This window comes from Staphylococcus sp. TE8 (genome assembly GCF_000692055.1).
Lineage (GTDB): Bacteria > Bacillota > Bacilli > Staphylococcales > Staphylococcaceae > Staphylococcus > Staphylococcus capitis.
The window spans coordinates 640,836-661,588 of record NZ_JMGB01000002.1 but is presented as its reverse complement, the minus strand read 5'-3'; the positions used below and the strand labels follow the sequence as shown (position 1 = coordinate 661,588).

The 20,753-nt window shown below is 36.1% G+C and carries 17 protein-coding genes and 1 pseudogene; 16 read left to right on the top strand and 2 right to left on the bottom strand.

What is annotated here, in order from left to right:
- Positions 1-4: 4 nt before the first annotated feature.
- Positions 5-2,659 (bottom strand): sensor histidine kinase, encoded by a 2,655-nt coding sequence (locus CM54_RS09425; RefSeq protein ID WP_037550744.1) that lies wholly within the window; start codon positions 2,657-2,659, stop codon positions 5-7.
- Positions 2,660-2,926: 267 nt separating this feature from the next.
- Here CM54_RS09425 and kdpA point away from each other — a divergent pair, with 267 nt between their 5' ends.
- The 12 genes and pseudogenes from kdpA (at position 2,927) to cntE (ending at position 16,941) form a co-directional block, all read left to right on the top strand.
- Entirely contained in the window at positions 2,927-4,609 is a 1,683-nt protein-coding gene (gene kdpA / locus CM54_RS09415) for a potassium-transporting ATPase subunit KdpA (RefSeq protein WP_037550742.1), read from the top strand.
- Between the two features lie 19 nt (positions 4,610-4,628).
- Positions 4,629-6,650 carry a K(+)-transporting ATPase subunit B gene (locus tag CM54_RS09410; RefSeq protein WP_037550741.1) on the top strand — a complete coding sequence of 674 codons (2,022 nt, stop codon included), beginning with the start codon at positions 4,629-4,631 and terminating at the stop codon, positions 6,648-6,650.
- 15 nt (positions 6,651-6,665) lie between these two features.
- Positions 6,666-7,226 (top strand): potassium-transporting ATPase subunit KdpC, encoded by a 561-nt coding sequence (gene kdpC, locus CM54_RS09405; RefSeq protein WP_030061405.1) that lies wholly within the window; start codon positions 6,666-6,668, stop codon positions 7,224-7,226.
- 553 nt (positions 7,227-7,779) lie between these two features.
- Positions 7,780-8,622 (top strand): annotated as a pseudogene (gene cntK, locus CM54_RS09400) (histidine racemase CntK).
- Positions 8,619-9,434, top strand: a complete 816-nt coding sequence (gene cntL / locus CM54_RS09395) for a staphylopine biosynthesis enzyme CntL (RefSeq protein ID WP_030061407.1) — start codon at positions 8,619-8,621, stop codon at positions 9,432-9,434. Before cntK ends, cntL begins: the two are co-directional and overlap by 4 nt.
- Positions 9,427-10,737 carry a staphylopine biosynthesis dehydrogenase gene (gene cntM, locus CM54_RS09390; RefSeq protein WP_037550740.1) on the top strand — a complete coding sequence of 437 codons (1,311 nt, stop codon included), beginning with the start codon at positions 9,427-9,429 and terminating at the stop codon, positions 10,735-10,737. The genes cntL and cntM overlap by 8 nt, the downstream gene beginning before the upstream one ends.
- Before the next feature lie 50 nt (positions 10,738-10,787).
- Positions 10,788-12,386, top strand: coding sequence for a staphylopine-dependent metal ABC transporter substrate-binding lipoprotein (gene cntA / locus CM54_RS09385; RefSeq protein ID WP_030061411.1), 1,599 nt, complete (start codon positions 10,788-10,790; stop codon positions 12,384-12,386).
- Positions 12,387-12,398: 12 nt separating this feature from the next.
- Positions 12,399-13,331 carry a nickel/cobalt ABC transporter permease gene (opp1B, locus tag CM54_RS09380; protein WP_037550739.1) on the top strand — a complete coding sequence of 311 codons (933 nt, stop codon included), beginning with the start codon at positions 12,399-12,401 and terminating at the stop codon, positions 13,329-13,331.
- On the top strand, positions 13,328-14,197 hold the full coding sequence (gene cntC, locus CM54_RS09375; protein ID WP_037550738.1) for a staphylopine uptake ABC transporter permease subunit CntC: 870 nt from the start codon (positions 13,328-13,330) through the stop codon (positions 14,195-14,197). Before opp1B ends, cntC begins: the two co-directional genes overlap by 4 nt.
- On the top strand, positions 14,194-15,024 hold the full coding sequence (cntD, locus tag CM54_RS09370; protein WP_030061418.1) for a staphylopine uptake ABC transporter ATP-binding protein CntD: 831 nt from the start codon (positions 14,194-14,196) through the stop codon (positions 15,022-15,024). The genes cntC and cntD overlap by 4 nt, the downstream gene beginning before the upstream one ends.
- Positions 15,002-15,751, top strand: a complete 750-nt coding sequence (locus CM54_RS09365) for an ABC transporter ATP-binding protein (RefSeq protein ID WP_037550735.1) — start codon at positions 15,002-15,004, stop codon at positions 15,749-15,751. Before cntD ends, CM54_RS09365 begins: the two co-directional genes overlap by 23 nt.
- Before the next feature lie 11 nt (positions 15,752-15,762).
- Positions 15,763-16,941, top strand: coding sequence for a staphylopine family metallophore export MFS transporter CntE (gene cntE / locus CM54_RS09360; RefSeq protein WP_030061422.1), 1,179 nt, complete (start codon positions 15,763-15,765; stop codon positions 16,939-16,941).
- A gap of 268 nt (positions 16,942-17,209) precedes the next feature.
- On the opposite strand, the gene CM54_RS09355 is transcribed toward cntE, so the two are convergent.
- On the bottom strand, positions 17,210-17,449 hold the full coding sequence (locus CM54_RS09355) for a hypothetical protein (RefSeq protein WP_227959558.1): 240 nt from the start codon (positions 17,447-17,449) through the stop codon (positions 17,210-17,212).
- A 244-nt stretch (positions 17,450-17,693) separates the two neighbouring features.
- Here CM54_RS09355 and CM54_RS09350 point away from each other — a divergent pair, with 244 nt between their 5' ends.
- The 4 genes from CM54_RS09350 (at position 17,694) to CM54_RS09335 (ending at position 20,700) form a co-directional block, all read left to right on the top strand.
- Entirely contained in the window at positions 17,694-18,242 is a 549-nt protein-coding gene (locus CM54_RS09350; RefSeq protein ID WP_002454293.1) for a TetR/AcrR family transcriptional regulator, read from the top strand.
- Between the two features lie 135 nt (positions 18,243-18,377).
- A complete protein-coding gene (locus CM54_RS09345; RefSeq protein ID WP_030056870.1) occupies positions 18,378-19,268 on the top strand; it encodes a 3-keto-5-aminohexanoate cleavage protein in 891 nt (296 codons plus the stop codon).
- A complete protein-coding gene (locus tag CM54_RS09340; protein ID WP_030056867.1) occupies positions 19,265-20,227 on the top strand; it encodes a 3-hydroxyacyl-CoA dehydrogenase NAD-binding domain-containing protein in 963 nt (320 codons plus the stop codon). The genes CM54_RS09345 and CM54_RS09340 overlap by 4 nt, the downstream gene beginning before the upstream one ends.
- A gap of 5 nt (positions 20,228-20,232) precedes the next feature.
- The gene (locus CM54_RS09335; protein WP_030056865.1) at positions 20,233-20,700 is read left to right on the top strand and encodes a thioesterase family protein; all 468 of its coding nucleotides are present in this window, start codon (positions 20,233-20,235) and stop codon (positions 20,698-20,700) included.
- Positions 20,701-20,753: the final 53 nt, after the last annotated feature.

Here is a 20,753-nt window from a genome sequence, read left to right as displayed (position 1 = left end):
CATCTCACCCTTCCATTTTTATTTGTTCTTTATCTAAATAAAAATAAAATATACTGCCACTTGGTTCATTGGATTGATATTCTAATTTACTGTGATGCTGTTTTAATATAAGTTGGACTAAATACAAACCGAGTCCTAGACTGTCCTTTTTATTATCTTTAAAGTAATCCCCCGAATAATATGGATTGAAAATTAAATCTCGCTCTTCTTTAGGTATACCTTTACCATTATCAATGATTTCAAATAATATCTTTGAGTCTTGTTCATGCACGCGTATGGTGATAACAGAATGCGATTCAGAGTGCTTTAATGCATTTTCTACCAAATTAAATAAAACTTGTAGCATTAATTTGCTGTCGATATAAACCAAAGCGAAAGTTCCATTATCCTCAATAGTGACTTTATGATTTTGATGACGTCGCACGAGTCCATCTTCAAATTCTTCGAGTAGCTCCTCTACAAGGTATGAGGTGCGCTTAATTTGTATATCTGAACGTTCTAATTTTGTTAGAGAAAGTATATTTGTGACTAACGTATATAAATATTGTGCCTCTTCGTATGAAGCGGTTAACAATTGCGCGCGTTCATTTTTATCCAAGCCATCATTATGATATTTCACTACATCTAAATTACCGATAATAGATGTTAATGGCGTTCTAATATCATGTGAAATAGATTGTAAGAAATTTGATCTTGTAGCTTCTCTTTCAGCTATTACCATCGACTGTCTCGTTTGCTTGAGTAGGGCGACATTCTCAACGGCAAGGGTCAAATCGTTTAACATTGAATCTAAGATAGAATTGTCGTATGTATCGATGTAATCCTCATCTGTAAACTGAATCGAAATGATACCCTTAACTGGTCTTGTACCAATTGGAATACACAGAAATTTACTACCTGGGAAGGTATCGGTGAGTCTACCCGCACGTCTTTCATTCTCTATTACCCAACTTAACGTTTCAGCATCCTCAGTCCCATGGTTATGCGCACTCGAGCTAACTCCAAACGATGCGGACTGCATCACTTTCTTAGCTTCGATTTGAAATACAGTAACATCCTGCTTTAATAATTGGTGAATTTGATCACCTGCCACACTCAGCAATTTCATAGTCGAATATGATTCCTTAATCGACTGATTAAATTGCAACATAATATCCGTACGGTATAACTGACGTTCAGTGAGGGAGTGCTGATATTTTAAATTTTTCAATATGCCACTCGTGAAAATGCTAGCAAATATGCTCGTCACAAAAGTGATGGGATATTCAAAGCGGTACATTTCAAGCGTAAACCTCGGCACAGTAAAGAAATAGTTAAAGACGAAGACATTTAATATCGATGCGAAGAAACCAATTAAATATGACTGTGTCCAAATGGAAAGTACGATAATGCCAATAAAAAACATTAAAAGAATAATAGCACTAGACTCATTCTTATCCATCTTATAAATCCACATTCCTAATAGTACGCATACGATTTGGATGGTTAACATTTTAACGATATCGATTGATAACGTGAGTTGGTAGGGTTTTTTATCTTTTTTACGGCTACTCCGATCACGATTTTGCTTATCCGAATAAATCTGATGTATCGGGACAATCTCTAATTTAAAGTGATGCGTAGTATGATTAATTTGTTCAATTAATGACTTCTTAAAGTACTCTTTCCAAGGTGGTTGTTCAGACTGACCGAGCACCAATTTAGTCACAAATGATTTATCGCACCAATCAATCAAAGTCTTCGCAATATCTTGTGCATATAACACCTTAATCTCAGCACCTAGTGATTTGGCAAGCATCAGATTTTTATGAACATAGTGATCTTGTGCACGACTTTCAGAACGTGTTTCAAAGGTGTCGATATAAATAGCAGTAAACTTTGCATGCTCTTTATAAGCTGCGCGTCTTGCTTCACGAATCACACGTTCATTATAAATACTTCCACTTACAGCTACTGCAATATGAGGCGTAACATCAGTATGCTTCGTTTTATACTGTTGCTCTTTTTGACTCATAATATCCGCAACAGTTCTTAGCGTAAGTTCACGTAACTCTGTCAGGTTCTCATATGTGAAAAAATTGGAAAAAGCAGTATCCAAGCGTTCTCTTTTATATACCTTTCCAGACTTAAGGCGTTGAATCAACATATTCGGCGAAATATCAACGACTTCATAAGCATCAGCAGACATTATAAATTGATCTGGAACACGTTCTGATACTTGGATACCTGTCATCAGTGCTATTTGTCCACTCAAACTTTCAATATGTTGAATATTAAGTGTCGTCCAAACATCAATGCCATGAGAAAGAATTTCTTCAATATCCATGTAACGCTTTAAATGTCGTGTTTTTGAGATATTCGTATGGGCCAACTCGTCGATAAGCACAACATCTGGATGCGCCTCAACAATTTGATTCACGTCGATAAAGTGAAAGAGATGACTCCCAAATTTTCGGCTAGAGGTCTTAATTTCTGGTAGTTGTTTAGCAAGCGCACTTGTCTCAGGACGTTGATGTGGCTCTATATAGCCAATTTTAATATCGACACCTTCTTTATAAAGGTCGATACCGTTCGATAGCATTTCATATGTCTTTCCAACACCAGGGCTATAACCTAAATAAATGGTGAGTTTACCTCTGTGTCTATGTGAACTTTCCATATGCCACCACCTCTTAATTACATATTAATTAAGATTAATCTATTTATCCATTTTTATTTTTATTTAATTTCTTATCTTTATATTTCCTTTATAACTTTGTTCAAATATTAATACTTTAATTACAGTGCTCTTGCTAAGATGTCCATGAAAGTGAGGAGGACGCACAATGATTTCATTTTTAGCCTTCATAATCATCGGAATAATTTTATTTCTATTTTATGCATTACTTTGGAGTGAAAAATTCTAGTAGCGAAAGAAGGAAATATCATGAGTATGATTCTATTTTTAATCACATTTATCGTGCTCTCATACGTGATGAGTCGATACTTATATACAGTGGCTTTAATCGTACCGTCTAAGATGGATGTCTTATTTTCACCTATTGAAAAGGGACTCTACAAATTGATTGGTACGTCACTAGAGCACATGTCAGGTAAAACATATTTAAAACACTTTTTATGTTTTAACGGTTTAACTGGTGCACTAGCATTTATCTTACTACTGACACAACAATGGCTATGGTTAAATCCCAATCACAATTTAAGTCAATCAGTGTCTCTCGCATTTAATACGGCAGCCTCGTTTTTAACGAATACAAATTTACAACATTATGCGGGCGAAACGGGATTAACGTATTTCACGCAAATGGGTGTCATTACGTGTCTGATGTTCACTTCAGCCGCTTCAGGTTACTCAGTATGCATCGCAATGTTGCGTAGACTAACGGGTATGACAGACGTCATAGGTAACTTCTATCAAGATGTCGTGCGATTTATCATACGTGTCTTAATTCCATTTGCACTCGTGTTAAGCATATTCCTTATCAGTCAAGGTACACCTCAAACGTTACATGGCAATCTAGTTGTTGAAACCATGTCAGGTGTGAAACAGACCATTGCATATGGACCGATGGCTTCATTAGAGTCAATTAAACATCTTGGAACGAATGGTGGAGGGTTCCTAGGTGCCAACTCATCCACGCCATTTGAGAACCCAACCTATTGGTCTAATTTCGCAGAGGCATTAAGTATGATGTTAATTCCTGGATCGCTTGTTTTTTTATTTGGCAGAATGCTGAACGCTAAACAGCACATCCATCCCCATGCGGTAATGGTCTTTATTGCAATGTTTACGATGTTTGTCTTGCTTTTACTTATTTGTCTACATTATGAAACTGCAGGAAGTCCGATTTTACACCACTTAGGAATCGATGGAGGCAATATGGAGGGCAAAGAAACACGTTTCGGTATTGCTCAATCAGCTTTATTTACAACTATTACGACAGCTTTTACGACTGGTACTGTTAACAACATGCATGACAGTCTCACACCTATGGGTGGCATGGTTCCAATGATTCTTATGATGTTAAATGCCGTTTTTGGTGGTGAAGGTGTCGGTCTAATGAATATGTTGATCTATGTGATGTTAACTGTTTTTATTTGCAGTTTAATGATTGGAAAGACGCCCAGTTATTTAAGTATGAAAATCGAATCCAAAGAGATGAAATGGATAGCACTCACATTTTTAGTCCATCCATTATTGATATTAATATTTTCAGCATTGGCATTTATCATTCCTGGCGCGAAAGATGCGATAACAAACCCACAATTCCATGGCGTTTCTCAAGTCATTTATGAATTTACATCTTCATCTGCTAATAATGGTTCAGGTTTTGAAGGTTTAAAAGACAACACTGTATTTTGGAATGTTTCGACAGCAATTGTGATGCTCGTCGCACGTTATATCCCTATCGTCTTACAACTGTTGATTGTGTCTAGTTTGGTCAACAAGAAAACATATCAACATACCGATGACTCACAAGATGTACCGATTAATAACCTGTTCTTTAGCACCGTGTTGATTATCTTCATCATTTTACTCAGTGGTTTGACCTTCCTACCAGATTTAATGCTTGGACCAATAGGAGAACAACTACTGTTGCATTCGTGATGAAAGGAGACTATAGAAAATGATGAAAACATCAAAAATATTTGAATCAAGTTTGGTTAAACAAGCACTTAAGGAAAGTGTTGTGAAATTAAACCCAAAATATATGGTGAAGAATCCTATCATGTTTGTTGTAGAAGTGGGCATGCTACTATCATTTTTATTAATTTTTGTACCTCATTTATTTATACAAGAACATGTATCGCGTATGTATGTGGTAAGTATATTCATCATCTTATTGCTAACACTTATTTTTGCCAACTTTTCAGAAGCGTTAGCAGAAGGGCGAGGGAAAGCGCAAGCGAATGCCTTACGCCAGACACAAATAGAAATGACGGCGCGATTAATTAAAGAAGACGGCAGCTACGAAGTGATAAATGCTAGCAATTTGAAAAAAGGAGACATCGTTCGTGTAGAAACTGGAGAACAAATACCTAATGATGGCCAAGTTATTAAAGGTTTAGCAACTGTCGACGAATCTGCGATTACCGGTGAATCAGCGCCAGTGATTAAAGAGAGTGGCGGAGATTTCAATAATGTTATTGGAGGCACCTCTGTCACTTCTGACTGGTTAGAAATAGAAATCACTTCGGAACCAGGTCAATCATTCTTAGATAAAATGATTCATTTAGTTGAAGGGGCGACAAGAAAGAAAACACCGAATGAAATTGCATTGTTCACGCTCTTAATGACGCTAACTATTATCTTTCTCGTCGTAATTATGACGATGTACCCCTTAGCACAATTTCTTCATTTCAATTTATCAATTGTGATGTTGATTGCCTTAACAGTCTGCTTAATTCCAACAACAATTGGAGGGTTGTTATCTGCTATTGGTATCGCTGGAATAGATCGTGTGACTCAGTTTAATATTTTAGCGAAAAGTGGCCGTTCCGTAGAGACATGTGGTGATGTAAATGTGTTGATTCTAGATAAAACTGGAACGATTACTTATGGTAATCGTATGGCAGATGCATTTATTCCTGTGGCATCAACGAGTTATGAAAGATTAGTGCGAGCAGCATATGAAAGTTCCGTAGAAGATGATACACCTGAAGGAAGTAGTATTGTTAAACTTGCACAAAGCCAAGGCATCACATTACCTCAAGAAAGAGGCGAATATTTCCCATTTACTGCGGAGACTCGTATGAGTGGTGCGAAGTTTGAAGATCATGAAGTGTATAAAGGTGCACCTAATAGCATGATTAAGCGTGTTAAAGAAGCGGGTGGATCTATTCCTAATGATTTAGATGAACGCGTCACTGAAGTCTCTAAAAAAGGCGGCACGCCACTCATTGTTATTGAAAATAATGAAATTTTAGGTGTCATCTACTTAAAAGACGTAATTAAAGACGGTCTTGTTGAACGATTTCAAGAATTACGCGAGATGGGTATCGAAACCGTCATGTGTACAGGTGATAATGCACTTACTGCAGCAACGATTGCGAAAGAAGCGGGTGTAGATCGTTTTATCGCAGAATGTAAACCAGAAGATAAAATTAATGTTATTAGAGAAGAACAAGCTAAAGGTCATATTGTGGCGATGACAGGTGATGGTACAAATGATGCACCTGCTCTAGCAGAAGCTAATGTTGGTTTAGCTATGAACTCTGGTACAACAAGTGCGAAAGAAGCGGCAAATTTAATTGATTTAGATTCTAATCCTACAAAGTTAATGGAAGTCGTATTAATTGGTAAGCAATTATTGATGACACGCGGATCTTTAACAACGTTTAGTATTGCGAATGACATCGCGAAATATTTCGCAATTCTACCAGCTATGTTTATGTCTGCAATGCCAGCAATGAATCGCTTAAATATTATGCATTTACATTCACCTGAATCAGCAGTGTTATCGGCACTCATTTTCAATGCATTAATTATTGTGTTACTCATACCAATTGCGATGAAAGGCGTGCAATTTAAAGGCGCTTCAATGCAAACGATATTAATGAAAAATATGTTGGTCTATGGATTAGGCGGTATGATTGTGCCATTTATAGGTATTAAATTCATCGATGTAATTATTCAATACGTTGTCTAAAGGAGGAGATGTAGAATGGCAACGATACGAAAAAGTGTTGGACTTGTAGTAGTACTATTTGTCCTTTGTGGGTTTATATTTCCGCTAACAGTGACTGCAATAGGTCAAGTCGCATTTCCCTATCAAGCTAATGGAAGTTTAATTAAACAAGATGGTAAAGTAATTGGTTCAGAATTAATTGGTCAACAATGGAACGATTCTAAATACTTCCATGGTCGAATAAGTGCCGTGAATTATAATATGGACAAGAAACTTTTGAAAGCGAACGGTGGACCTTCATCAGGTGGTTCAAATCTAGCAAATTCTAATCCTCAATTTAAACAGCGTGTTGAAGATTCGATTCATAAAGAAGGACATCATCTTACTGCAGATGCTGTGACTGCTTCAGGGTCAGGATTAGATCCAGATATCACCGTTTCAAATGCCAATGCTCAAGCGAAAAGGATTGCGAATGAACGTGGTATCGAGGAAGCAACAATTCAACGCATGATTCAACAATATAAACAATCCTCACCCATGACTGAAGATTACGTGAATGTACTTAAAATGAACATTGCACTTGATAAAATGAAATAACGTTAAAAACTAAAGAAAAAACACTATTCCATCTATTGTTAAACTATATGTTTCTCTAGACATAGATATATTCAAAGTAGATTTAGAAGAACTTTCACTTGAAGATATATTTCTTAAAAGTAGCGAGCATGAAAGTCATCATTAAAACAACTTATCATAAGTGTAAGTGAGAAGAAATTGCTTTAAATCCTCTTTATAAGATCTTCTTAAAATTTATGGGTAAGACTTCGGTTTGTCTGATGTAACACATCGGGAAGTCTAATTATATACCCCTTTTAAGCTAGCATTGGCTTGTTTTTAGCCAATTTGCTAGCTTTTTTTATCTTCAATCGCTCTTCACAATGCACAAATTGTCCTTTCCACCGAACTCATCTAAATGAAATTTATTATCAATTATATTGACAATATTATCCGACTCGTATACTATAATCTTCAAATCGTAACTATTATGATTTATTTTGTACAACTAATTTAAGGTTATTGATAACTCTACATACAATTATTTTTTTATCAATAACCTTAATAGAGAATTTACAACATAAAGGAGCATCATATGCATCGACAGATAGTTGAATTTTCTAAGTATAATCCATCAGGAAATATGACTATACTTGTTCACTCTAAACATCATCCTGAAGAATATGCATCAATCGCTAATCAATTAATGGAGACGACACATGTGTGTTGTGAACAAGTTGGTTTTATTGAATCTTGTGATTATACCAATGGGGATCAATTTCATTTAGTAATGAGTGGGAATGAATTTTGTGGGAATGCAACGATGTCATACATACATTATTTACAAGAACATCAATTGCTTGAAAGTGAGCAGTTTCAATTAAAAATATCAGGTTGTTCTCAAACCGTGTCATGTACCGTTCATAACCAGCAATATTATGAGGTCGGGATGCCTCAAGTGCAAAGTATTGTACCAAGACAATTAATTATCGCTGGTCAACCATACGATGCGCTCGAATTAATTTATGAAACTTACATACACTATGTTATTCAAACGCAAGAGACTACAATGAACTTCAAATACCAAGTCGAACAATTTGTCAGAGAACAACAATGGCATACTACATTTAAAACTATTGGAATCATGCTATTTGATTCACGACAACACTTTTTAATGCCACTTATTTATATACCTGAAGTGTAAAGCTTAATTTGGGAAAATAGCTGTGGCTCAGGTGCTGCTTCAATTGGTGTTTTCCAACAATATCAAACGAATCAACCATGTAAAGATTTCAAAGTGAAGCAACCAGGGGGAAGTATAGTGGTTTCTTCGACATACAGTAATAAAAAGGGATACATCACATCAATCAAAGGTCAAGTTTCAACTGTCGCAACAGGACTAGCATATATAGAACAGGAGACAAAGACACAATTATGAACCCAAAACACGGTATAAACAAACAGTTACAAGAATATCTAAGGCAATTTGAAACACTATATTACCAAGTATTAGAAGATGAGCATTATATCCAGGCATTGGAAACGCTAGTTGACCATTATAGTCAATTTATTTTAAATCCCATTGCTAAACATCAATTTGAAGACTGGAGCAACAATGAAGCAAAAGCAAGTTTAACTCACCAGCTTCAAGATATAACGTCACAGTGTGTAAAACGTGTTGAAGAAATACGTGCTAAAAGATTACTAGATGGACGATCCTCTACATCTGGTTACTTTGACAATGTAGAACAGTGTATTCATGAAGAATTCGGCCAATTTCATTTTGGTAAAGAAGATAAATTATTACTAATTGGGTCAGGTGCTTATCCTATGACGCTTGTTCAAGTAGCTAAAGAAACAGGTGCTTCTGTAATAGGCATTGATATCGATTCACAAGCAGTTGATTTAGGACAACGAATTGTTCAGGTGCTTGCTCCAAACGAAGATATAGTTATCACCAATCAAACTGTTGAAGAAATAGACGATATGCAGACGATTACGCACATCATTTTCAGCTCTACCATCCCTGTTAAATACGATATTCTAAATCAATTACACGCTATAACAAAAGATAACGTGGTTGTAGCGATGCGTTATGGAGATGGTATTAAATCGCTATTCAATTATCCATCTCAGCAAACAGAGGAAACAAAATGGCGTTGTGTCGAACGGCTCTCACGACCTGAACACATCTTTGATATTGCATTGTACCGCAAAGCTTCTAATAAAGGAGGTGCGATGCATGTCTAATACTTTAATAGTTGGAAGTGGACCTGTGGCCATTCAACTTGCTCAAATATATAGCCAAATGGCGCATCAAACTATTGATATGGTAAGTCGTGTTAAGACTTCAGCCAGCTCCCAACGTGTTTATAATGCGTATCAACGTGACGGTTATTTTAAGGTCACCACTCAAAATGCTGCACATCAACAACTTTCAGGTGAATTTAAAGTGCGACAATTTTATAAAGATATACAGGAAGTGAGTAGTACTTACAATACTCTAATCATGGCGTGCACGGCTGATGCGTATCGCTCAATATTAAATCGACTTGCAAAGGCCACAGTTGAGTGTCTACAACACATTGTTCTAGTATCTCCGACTTTAGGTTCTCATATGGTAATAGAACAACTGTTGTCAGAGTTAAATCTAGATGTAGAAGTAGTGTCCTTTTCAACATATTTAGGAGACACACGAGTAGTTGATACTACTCAACCACATCAGGTGCTCACATCAGGTGTGAAGTCAAAGTTATATGTTGGATCGACTCATACCGATTCAAGATTTATAGATCGTATATGTGTACTATTTAATCATTTGAATATCCAAATCGCTGTAATGGATACACCGTTACATGCTGAAGTACATAACAGCTCGCTCTATGTTCATCCTGCATTATTTATGAATGACTTTTCATTACAAGCAGTTTTCAAAGGGACAACAGTTCCTGTTTACGTCTATAAGTTATTTCCTGAAGGACCTATCACGATGAAACTGATACGAGAAATGCGTCAAATGTGGGTAGAGATGATGAAAATTTTAAACGAATTAAGAGTGCCGTCCGTCAATCTTTTAAAATTTATGGTCAAAGAGAATTATCCGGTCAGACCAGAAACGCTAAGTGAACGAGAAATTAATCAATTTGAAGACTTACCAGCGATACATCAAGAATATTTACTCTATGTTCGTTACACTGCTATTTTAATCGATCCATTTTCTGAACCAGATTCGAATGGACATTACTTTGACTTCTCGGCAGTACCATATAAACGTCTTTATATTGATGAAGAAGGCGTTACACACATTCCGCGAATGCCAAGTGAGGATAGCTATCGAACAGCTATGATTCAAGCTGTAGGGAGGGCGCTTAACGTTAAAACACCAATGATTGATCAATTTTTAGCACGTTATCGTAGCTATTGTGATGGCTACCGTGCAGAACACCCTAAACAATCTCTATCAGCTCAATTTGACTCACATCAGTACGATGAGGACATTGCTTTGGTAAAACAATTTTTAAAAAATAAAACTGAACATAATGCGACACATTAATACTTAAAGAACACACAACAATTATTATCAACATAGAAAGAGGAAACAAAATGAATAGATTAACAAAGATGAGTACGATTTTACTTGCATCAGGGATGTTATTAGCAGGTTGCGGTGGTAGTGAGGGATTAGAAAAGAAAAAAGAACAAAAGACATTATCTTATACAACTGTTAAGGACATCGGAGATATGAATCCTCATGTCTACGGTGGTTCAATGTCAGCAGAAAGTATGATTTATGAACCTCTGGTACGTCATACGAAAGAGGGGATTAAACCATTATTAGCAAAGAAATGGGATATTTCTGAGGATGGTAAAACATACACTTTTCATCTTAGAGAAGATGTAACTTTTCATGATGGTACAAAATTTGATGCTGAGGCAGTAAAGAAAAATATCGATGCTGTACAACAAAATAAAAAGTTACATTCTTGGTTAAAAATTTCCACACTTATCGACAATGTGAAAGTTAAAGATAAATACACAGTGCAGCTTCACTTAAAAGAAGCATATCAACCAGCCTTAGCAGAGCTTGCTATGCCTCGTCCATATGTATTTGTGTCTCCTAAAGACTTTAAAAACGGCACAACAAAAGATGGCGTGAAATCATTTGATGGTACAGGTCCGTTTAAAATGGGTCAACATCACAAAGATGAGTCAGCAGAATTTAATAAAAATAATCAATATTGGGGCGAAAAAGCTAAATTAGATAAAGTCGAAGCGAAAGTTAAACCCGCTGGAGAAACAGCATTCTTATCTATGAAAAAAGGTGAAACTAACTTTGCGTTTACCGATGATAGAGGAACTGACAGCTTAGATAAAGATAGTTTGAATCAACTCAAGGACACAGGACAATACCAAATAAAACGAAGTCAGCCAATGAATACGAAAATGCTTGTGGTGAACTCAGGTAATAAAGATAGCGCCGTTAGTGATAAGACAGTAAGGGAAGCACTAGGATATATGGTAAATCGAGATAAAATATCTAAAGACATTCTAGATGGTCAAGAAAAACCGGCAACTCAGTTATTTGCGAAAAATGTGACGGACATTAACTTCAACATGCCAACACGTCAATTTAATACTAAAAAAGCAGAAGCGCTATTAGATGAAGCTGGTTGGAAATTGTTCAAAAACAAAAACCTTCGTCAAAAGAATGGTAAAGTTTTAACCTTATCAATGTATTACGATAAAGGATCCTCTAATCAAAAGGAGCAAGCGGAATACTTACAAGCAGAATTTAAAAAATTAGGAGTTAAATTAGATATTAACGGAGAAACGTCAGATAAAGTTGCTGAAAGACGTACATCTGGAGATTATGATTTAATGTTCAATCAAACTTGGGGATTATTATATGATCCACAAAGTACGCTTGCAGCACTTAAAACCAAAACAGGATATGAAAGTGCAACCTCTGGCATTAAGAATAAATCAAAATTATATAAAGATATCGATGAGGCATTCAAAATACAGAATTCAAAGGATCGTTCTAAAGCATATCAACACATTTTAAAACAAGTAGATGAAGAAGGTATCTTCATTCCGATATCTTACGGCAGGATGACTGTGGTAGCACCTAAGGACTTAGACAAAGTGTCGTTTACACAATCACAATATGAATTACCATTTAACGAAATGCAATATAAGTAAAGGAGCATCTCGATGGTCAAATTTATAATAAAACGTATTGCACTCATGTTCCCTTTATTGATTGTAGTGAGTTTTATGACATTCATGATGACATACCTGACTAAAGGTGATCCAGCTGTTACGATTTTACATGCTCAAGGCACACCAAACATTACACCTCAGTTAATTGCAGAGACGAGAGAGAAGTATGGATTCAATGAACCCATATTGATTCAATATATGAATTGGCTTATTGAAGCTATACAGTTTAAGTTTGGTTCGAGTTACATTACTAGAGAATCAGTTTCAGAGCGCATTGGGCCTGCCTTCTTCAATACTTTCAAATTAACGTTGATTTCAAGTATTTCAGTTATTATCACATCTATTTTACTAGGGGTTATAAGTGCTCTAACTAAAGGGAAACTGACAGATCGCATTATTCGCTCAATCGCATTTTTCTTAACAGCACTACCATCATATTGGATTGCGTCGATGTTAATTATTTATATATCTGTAAAATTAAATGTATTACCAACTTCAGGTTTAACAGGTCCAGAAAGCTATATTTTACCTGTTCTTGTCGTCACTATTACTTACGCAGGTATTTATTTCAGAAATGTGAGACGTGCAATGATTGAGCAACTGAACGAAGATTACGTGTTGTATTTAAGAGCAAGCGGCGTGCATACGTTGACGTTATTGCCACATGTTTTACGTAATGCTTTACAAGTTGCAGTGTCCATCTTCTGTATGTCAGTGCCAATGATTATGGGCGGTCTTGTTGTTATTGAAAATGTCTTTGCCTGGCCAGGTCTTGGACAATTAAGTATTAAAGCGATTGTCGAACATGACTTCCCAGTTATACAAGCGTATGTATTAATTGTCGCTGTTTTATTTATCATATTTAACACATTGGCAGACATTATCAATGCATACTTAAATCCCAAATTAAGGGAGGCAATATGATGATACTTAAAAGATTATTGCAAGATAAAGGTGCAGTAATAGCAATGACCATTATCTGTGTATATGTGGCATTAGGTTTACTAGCACCTATCGTCACATTTTATGAACCTAATCAAATTGATACGGTGAATAAATTCGCAAGTATAAGTTGGTCACATTGGTTAGGGACTGATCATTTAGGACGAGATGTACTTACACGAATAATTTATGCTATTAGACCGAGTTTATTATATGTTTTCATTGCCTTAATTATTTCCGTTGCGATAGGAGCAATATTAGGATTTATTTCTGGTTATTTCCCAGGTTATATAGATGGCATCATCATGCGGTTATGTGATGTCATGTTAGCTTTTCCAAGTTATGTGGTGACATTAGCATTAATTACATTGTGTGGTATGGGTGTAGAAAATATTATTTTAGCATTCATACTTACGCGGTGGGCATGGTTCTGTCGAGTCATTCGCACAAGCGTCATGCAATATACTGAATCAGATCATGTAAAGTTTGCTAAAACAATTGGTATGAATCATATGACGATCATTTGGAAACATATTTTGCCACTCACGCTAGCGGATATCGCTATTATTTCAAGTAGTTCAATGTGTTCAATGATATTGCAGATGTCGGGGTTTTCATTTTTAGGGTTAGGTGTCAAAGCGCCCACTGCTGAGTGGGGAATGATGTTAAATGAGGCACGTAAAGTGATGTTCACGCACCCTGAAATGATGATCACTACAGGAATCGTGATCGTTATTATCGTAATGGCATTTAACTTCTTATCGGATGCGTTACAAGTTGCAATCGACCCGCGCATTACTTCTAAAGAGAAACAACGTGCTTTAAAGAAAGGTGTGATGTCGTCATGACACTTTTATCGGTTGAACATCTTCAAATCATAGATAGTTGGACGAACATTAAATTGGTAGAAGATGTGCACTTTAGTGTAGCTCATGGTGAAACATTAGGGATGATTGGGGAAAGCGGTAGTGGCAAATCCATTTCATGTAAAGCTTTGACAGGTTTAAACCCTGAACGTCTTCATGTGACAGGTGATATTTATTTTGAAAATCAAAACCTCATGCACTTATCCAAAAGGGATTTACGTCATAAACGAGGAAAGGATATTGCGATGGTGATGCAACAGGGTACACGTGCATTTGACCCTTCCACTCCAGTTGGTAAACAAATGTTTGAAACGATGCGTATACATACAATGTTATCTCAATTGCAGATTAAACAAACACTAGTAGAATATATGACATTTATGAAGCTGAAAGAGCCAGAAAAGATTTTAACGTCATATCCGCATATGTTGTCAGGTGGTATGTTGCAGCGTTTGATGATCATTTTAGCATTAGCGTTAAAACCTAAATTGATTATTGCAGATGAACCAACTACAGCTTTAGACACGATTACGCAATACGATGTGCTCAAAGCATTTCAAGATATTAAACATCACTTTAATTGTGCAATGATTTTTATTTCACATGACTTATCAGTGATTCATCATATTGCAGATCGAGTCATAGTGATGAAAGATGGGCGCGTGATTGAATCAGGAGCTACAGACGCTATACTGAACCAACCTAAGGATGCATATACACAATATTTGATATCCGCTAAAAAGAAAATAAATGAGCATTTTGAACGTGTGATGAGAGGTGAAATACATGCTAAAAGTAACCAATGTTGAGAAGTCATATGGTAAGAAACCTTTATTTCGTTCTGATTCCCAATTAATTATTAAAGGTATCTCATTTGAATGCTCAGTGGGTGAGAGTATTGGTATTATTGGAGAAAGTGGAAGCGGTAAGTCTACCCTCAGTCGGATGATTTTAGGTATTGAAAAACCGGACAAAGGACTAGTTACGCTAAATGAGCAGCCTATATTCCGAAAGAAAGTAAGACGACATCAAATAAGTGCAGTATTTCAAAATTATACGTCTTCGTTGCATCCTTTCCAAAAAGTACAAGAAATCATGTTTGAAGTGATGTGTCGTTGTCACCATAAGCGAAAAGATGAGTTAGAAGTAGAAGTGATTCGACTATTAGAAGAAGTAGGGCTATCAGCAGAATACTTAGATAAATATCCGCATATGTTATCTGGTGGAGAAGCTCAACGTGTGGCGATTGCACGTGCTATTAGTATAAATCCTCAATATATTTTATTTGATGAGGCCATTAGTTCATTAGACATGTCTATTCAAACTCAGATTTTAGACTTATTGAGACGATTAAGACGTACACGTCATTTGAGTTATATCTTTATCACACATGATATTCAAGCAGCAACTTATGTGTGTGATCGGTTAATCATTTTTAAGGGCGGTCAAATCGAAGAATGTATAGCGACGCACGATTTACATTTAAGTCGTCATCCTTATACGACAGCATTGATTCATAAACAATTGATATTCTAAGGAGTGAGACAATGAAAGGAGCCATGGCTTGGCCATTTCTAAGATTATACATACTGACATTAATGTTTTTCAGTGCAAATGCAATATTAAATGTATTTATTCCATTACGCGGGCATCATTGGGGTGCTTCTAATTCAGTTATCGGTATTGTGATGGGGGCTTATATGTTAACAGCAATGGTATTCCGTCCATGGGCAGGACAGATTATTGCGCGTGTAGGTCCCATTAAAGTATTGCGGATGATCTTATTAATTAATGCGTGTGCGTTAATATTATACGGTTTCACAGAGATAGAAGGATACTTTATAGCAAGAGTGATGCAAGGTGTATGTACAGCATTCTTCTCTATGTCCTTACAACTTGGTATTATCGATGCACTACCGGAAGAGCATCGTTCAGAAGGAGTATCCTTATATTCGTTATTCTCAACAATTCCTAATTTAATAGGACCGTTAATTGCTGTTGGTATATGGAATTATGGACATATGTCTATTTTTGCAATAGTGATGATAGGGATTGCAGCGATGACGACATTCTTCGGTTACCGAGTGACCTTTGTTGAATCAGAGCCCGACACAAGTGATAAGATTGAACCATTACAATTTAACGCTTTTACAGTATTTGCCCATTTCTTTAAAAATAAAGAACTTTTTAATAGTGGGTTAATTATGATGATTGTATCTATTGTCTTTGGGGCAGTAAGTACATTTGTGCCACTGTATACAATACAATACGAATTTGCAAATGCAGGAATATTTTTAACGATTCAAGCCATAGCAGTGGTACTAGCGCGGATGTATTTACGTAAATATATACCATCAGATGGACGCTGGCACCCATTATATATGGTGAGTGTACTGTTGTTACTCGCCATTGCGTCATTGATTGTGGCAATAGGACCTCATGTACATGTAGTTATCTTTTACCTAAGCGCTATATTCATTGGTGTTACACAAGCACTTGTTTATCCAACACTTACATCGTATTTAAGCTTTGTGTTGCCTAAATCTGGACGAAATATGTTACTTGGATTGTTTATTGCCTGTGCAGATTTAGGAGTTTCACTAGGTGGAAGTATAATGGGACCCATATCGGACTTAGTTGGATTAAGTTGGATGTATGTGATTTGTGGAATATTAGTCATGTGCATGATGTTGATGAGTATCATGAAAAGAGGTAATGTCATTTAACTAAGATGAAGTGAAATAATTTGAAATAATATATGAAAAGAACAACAATATATTAAATTTGATACATTCTTTTCTCTAAAGTAATGAGAAGATAAATTAAATCACAATTTACCGAAGAATAATTATCAAGCGCAAATTTGAAATGGGTGGATTTCAGGTTTGCGCTTTTTTAGGTCTATAAATAAAGTCATTATATTAAGTCTACCTATTAAAAAACATCTACCTTGGTTGCGTTAAAATCTCACAACGGGTAGATGTTTCTTATATATTACGATTGACTTTTACCTTTATTTCCATGGCATTGGAATATGTAAGTGTAATAAGTCGAATTTTTAATTAATGAGCCAATAATAGATGCTAAGATCAATCCAGTTACTGCAACTGCAGCAATCGTGATAATTGATTTAATAGGAGTATTGAATCCGAATAATACAATCGTACCAATTGCCATTAACAAACTTATTAGTCCTAGAATATTTGTAATTACCGTGCGTGGAGTGCTAGCCATATGCATAATGTTAATGAGTATGATGAAACACCGAAGTGTGAGTTGAAAATTCATAAATTCTAAATATTAATTTTTATCGTACTAAAGCATGCAGACCTCTGAATTTTGGTAATTAAATTTTCAAAGTTGGACTTTTATGAGTAAAAGTATTTATAATGAAACATACTATCTTAGTCATATTAATTGTTAAACGTGTATGAAAACATTGATTATAACAATTTTCAAAATAAAGGAATGAGGCGTAATGGCTAGAGTATCGAAAAAACAATACATTCTTGAATCCGCGGCCAGTATTATTAATGAGCAAGGTGCAGACTATTTAACTTTAGATGCTGTAGCAAAAAAAGCTGGTGTTAGTAAAGGTGGTTTACTTTATCATTTCAAAAGTAAAGAGGGACTCATTCAAGAGCTTGTGAATTATGCAAATAATCTTTACCAAGAAAAAGTTAATAAATATGTTAATTCTGATTCTGATGAGTCTGGACAATGGTTAAATGCATTTATAGAAGCGACACGTGAACATAGAACGGAAAATGCGCCTATTACATCAGGAATGCTTGCTGCCCAAGGTTCTAATAAACTATTATTATCACCTTTACGTGAGTCTTATCAAGATTGGCAAAATCATATTGAGAGTGATGGTTTAGACGAAGTGGATGCGACAATCATTAGGCTAGCTGTAGATGGTTTATGGTTGTCAGAAATATTTGGTATTAGTGCAATAGATGAAAAAATGAGAGAACAAGTCATTCAAAGATTAAAAGAACAAGTTCAAAAAAATAAAAAAATTTAAAATTTCTATAAGCATAGAGCTGAGTGGTGTTAGACGCATTACTCGGCTCTATTTTTTTATAGAGCTGTTGAAACTAAACCGACTGGTTGGTATAGTAACTACTGTCTTAAAACTAAAAATATAGAGGTGTTAAAGATGAATAAAGTTCTATTAACAGCAGCCATCACAGGTGCTGGCGATACAATTCAAAAAAATGAAAATGTTCCAGTTACACCACAAGAACTCGCTGATTCAGCAATTAAATGTGCCAGAGCAGGAGCTACAGTTGCTCATATTCATGTTAGAGATCCAGAAACTGGAGGCGTAAGCCATAATCCAGAACTTTACGCAGAAACAGTAAGACTTATAAGAGAAGCAGAAGAAGATATTATTATCAATATTACTTCTGGAGGTGGGGGTGACTTTATTCCAAGTCTAGAACATCCAGAAACAGGTGGAGAAGGCACTTGGATTCAAACCCCAGAAGAACGTCATAAACCCGTTGGAGATTTATTACCAGAGATGTGTACATTAGATTGTGGCAGTGTCAATATGGGTGATTCTGTTTATTTAAGCCCCGCATCTTGGTTACGTAAACAAGCTGAAATGGTTAAAAATGCTGGGGTTAAACCTGAACTAGAATGTTTTGATACAGGCCATGTCAGTTTCGCTAAACAAATGATTGAGGAAGGCCTTATCGATGGCGATCCAATGTTTCAATTCTGCTTAGGCATACCTTGGGGCGCTGAAAATGATCCAGAAACAATTGATTATTTAAAATCACGTATCCCTGATAATGCACATTGGTCAGCATTTGGTATTGGGAAAATGCAATTACCGACAGTGAGAGAAGTTGCTCAACGTGGCGGAAACATACGTGTGGGCTTAGAGGATAATATTTACATTTCTAAAGGTGTTAAAGCAACAAACGAAGCACTTGTCGAAGAAGCTAAAAAGATCTTAAAAGAACTAGATATCGAACCATTAACACCAGCAGAAGCTAGAGAAAAATTCAATCTCAGAACTCCTAAAGGAGGCCAATCATGAAAGTAGCAGTTGTAGGAACAGGTGTTATAGGAGGTGGTTGGATTACTCGAATGCTTGCCCACGGACATGAGGTCATCGCTACAGATCCAAGTGAAGGCGCATATGAGAGAATGTTGGCGCAAGTGAAACAGAATTGGCCATATGCTGAACAAATGGGGCTTGCCGACAACGCATCTCTAGAGAATTTGACATTTACCACAGATTTAAAAGAAGCTGTTAAAGAAGTTGAACACATACAAGAAAATGTACCTGAAGTTGAGGAAATTAAAGATACAGTTTTAAGAGAGATTGATTTTTATGCATCACCTTATGCAACAATTGGCTCAAGTACTTCAGGAATTATGCCTTCAGAATTACAGAAAAATTTATCACACCCAGAGCGCTTAGTCGTTGCACATCCATTCCATCCTGTGTATATCTTGCCACTTGTAGAAATTGTACCTGGTAAACAAACTTCAGAGGAAAATACTATAAAAGCTAAACAATTCTATGAAGGTATTGGAATGGACGTGTTACATGTACGCCATGAAATTGAAGGTCACATTGCCGACCGTCTAATGGAAGCATTATGGAGAGAAGCATTACACATTGTTAACGACGGTATAGCAACAACTGAAGAGGTAGATAAAGCTTTCACTCACGCAGCCGGTTTACGTTATGCACAATATGGCCCATTTATGACTTTCCACTTAGCTGGAGGCGAAGGTGGTATGCGTCATATGCTTAAACAGTTTGGTCCGGCGCTCAAAAAGCCATGGACGAAACTTGTTGCACCTGAGTTAACAGAAGATTTATACGACAAGGTAGTTACAGGAAGTGAAGCATCTTCACAAGGTTATACAATGTCAGAATTAGACCAAAAACGTAATGAATTCCTAATAAAAGTCAAAGCGTTGGCAGAACAATATTGGCCTGAAGGTTCAGATATACTTAAAAATTCGAGTCAGGAGGTACGTTAAACGTAATGAAGCAGTATCAATATGACACGAAAGTGATTCAAGAATGGGTGGATCATAATGGACATATGAATGATGCAGAATACAATCGCGTATTAAGTGATGCAACAGATGATTGGTTAGCACATCTAGGTTTAACTCTAGAGACCATTAAAACGTTGCATTATACTGTCTTCACTTTAGAGAATCATTTGACCTTTTTAAAAGAAATGAAACTTGATGAAGATATTAGTGTTAAAGTCCACCTTTACGATTATGACAGTAAACGACTCCATGTATTTATGGAAATGTTGAATTCTGAACAAGCGCTTACATCGACTTATGAAGTGATGTTAATGGGGATAGATACTGAAAACGGAAGACCTTCGCCATTCCCTGATTCAATAGCTCATAATATTGAGGCATATTACAAGAAAGATGAGATGACAACTCGACCTAAACAATTAGGTCATCAAATTGGTATTACAAGAAAATAGCATGCTTAGTGTTAAGCACGACGCACTTGATTAGTGCGGTGAGATTACAAGTT